This window comes from Burkholderia sp. (genome assembly GCF_018375725.1).
GTDB lineage: Bacteria > Pseudomonadota > Gammaproteobacteria > Burkholderiales > Burkholderiaceae > Burkholderia.
In genome coordinates this window covers 1-1,671 of record NZ_JAHACR010000504.1, presented here as the reverse complement: position 1 = coordinate 1,671, position 1,671 = coordinate 1, and the positions used below count along the sequence as shown (strand labels likewise).

Here is a 1,671-nt window from a genome sequence, read left to right as displayed (position 1 = left end):
ATAAGCAAGGCCAACGAGGAAGAACGATGAAATCCAGAGTCGATACGTGGATGCTGCTGCTTGCAATCACGGCGGCAGGCGCGGCACATGCGCAATCGCGCGTAGCAGGCAACCCGCTCGAATCCCTCCCCCAGATCGACGCCCCGAAGAAAGGCCCGAACGTGACCGTGCAGGTCGCGCCGCAAGCGCCGCAGCTGCAGGAACTGCTCGCGCGCCACCTGACACCGACCACCTTTCAGATCGAGGGCGTCAAGTCGGTGCCGTTCGAGGATATTTCCCGCCGGTTTACGCCGCTCGTCGGCAAGGACATCACGATCGGCGAGCTGATCGGGACGGCCAACGGCGTCACGAAGCTGTACCAGGATCGCGGCTTCGCGCTGTCGTTCGCATTCGTTCCCGCTCAAACCTTCGAAGGCGGGGTCGTGCGCGTCAGCGTCGTCGAGGGTTATGTGGCGGACGTCAAGGTCACCGGCAAGCCCGGCGCGATGGAGGCGAAACTCCGCGCGATCGCCGCGCACATCACCGCCGACCGGCCGCTGCGGCGCGCGACGTTCGAGCGCTACGTGAACATGTTCGGTCTGCTGCCCGGCGTGTCGGTCAAGGCCAACGTGCCGCCGCCGCAGAATACCGACGGCGCCACGACGCTCGAGCTGAACGTCGACCGCAAGCCTTTCAACATCAGCACCGGGATCGACTTCAATCATCCGGGCGTCCAGGGTCTCATCACCGCGACCGAAAACGGCCTGACATCGTTTGGCGAGCAACTGAGCATTTCCGCGCTGGCGCCGCCCGGACGCGACAAGCAGACCTACTTTGCATTCAGCGGCGCCGTACCGGTGGGCAGCAACGGCCTCATCACGCGCCTCGATGCCACCACGTATCGCGGCAAGCCGAGCGAAAACCCCGGTCTGCCCTCGTACGTCCAGCGCACCGTGAAAAACGAGAAACTGGGGCTGTCGGCGTCCTATCCGCTGCTGCTGAACAACCAGCGCAGCCTGCTCGGCACGGTCTCGGGCTACGCGTCGCACAACGACGACCGGTATCAGAACCAGAACACGGGTGTGACGCTCGACACACGTTCGCAGGTGCGCGTCCTGCAGATGCAACTCGATTACACGGGCGTTGCGCCGAAACAGGTGCAGAAGCTGAGCCTCAATGTCGCGAAGGCGTTCAACATTCTCGGCGCGTCGAAATCGCAGGACATCACGTCCGGCACCACGACCACGTCGATCCCGAGCCCGACCTCGCTGACGTTCGTCCGAACCGGCGCAACATTTACGCAGACCAACGAATGGCCGTTCGGGATCGGCACGTCGGTCGGGCTGACCGGCCAATACAGCCCGGATTCGCTGCCGACGTCCGAGCAGATCTCGTTCGGCGCGCAGCGCTACGCACTCGGCTACCAGCCTGGCGAAACGTCCGGCGATTCCGGCTGGGGCATGTCGCTGGAGGTCAATCGCGGCTTCACGCCGGGCTACACGTACCTGAAGGCGATCACGCCGTATATCGCCTACGACATGGCGCGTGTGTACTTGCACAGCGGCACGCCGGCGCCGAGCAAGCTGTCCTCGGTCGGCATCGGCGTGCGCCTGACGGACGGCCGTTACTACAACCTCGACCTGTCCGTTGCAAAGGCGGTCGGCGATGCGCCGATCGAGAGCGCATCGCGCA

At 64.5% G+C, this 1,671-nt stretch carries 1 protein-coding gene; it reads left to right on the top strand.

The genetic code is table 11. From position 1 onward, the window contains the following. Positions 1–26: 26 nt before the first annotated feature. Positions 27–1,671: POTRA domain-containing protein (locus tag KH616_RS24885; protein WP_292254875.1), on the top strand; the 1,645-nt coding region annotated here is incomplete at its 3' end.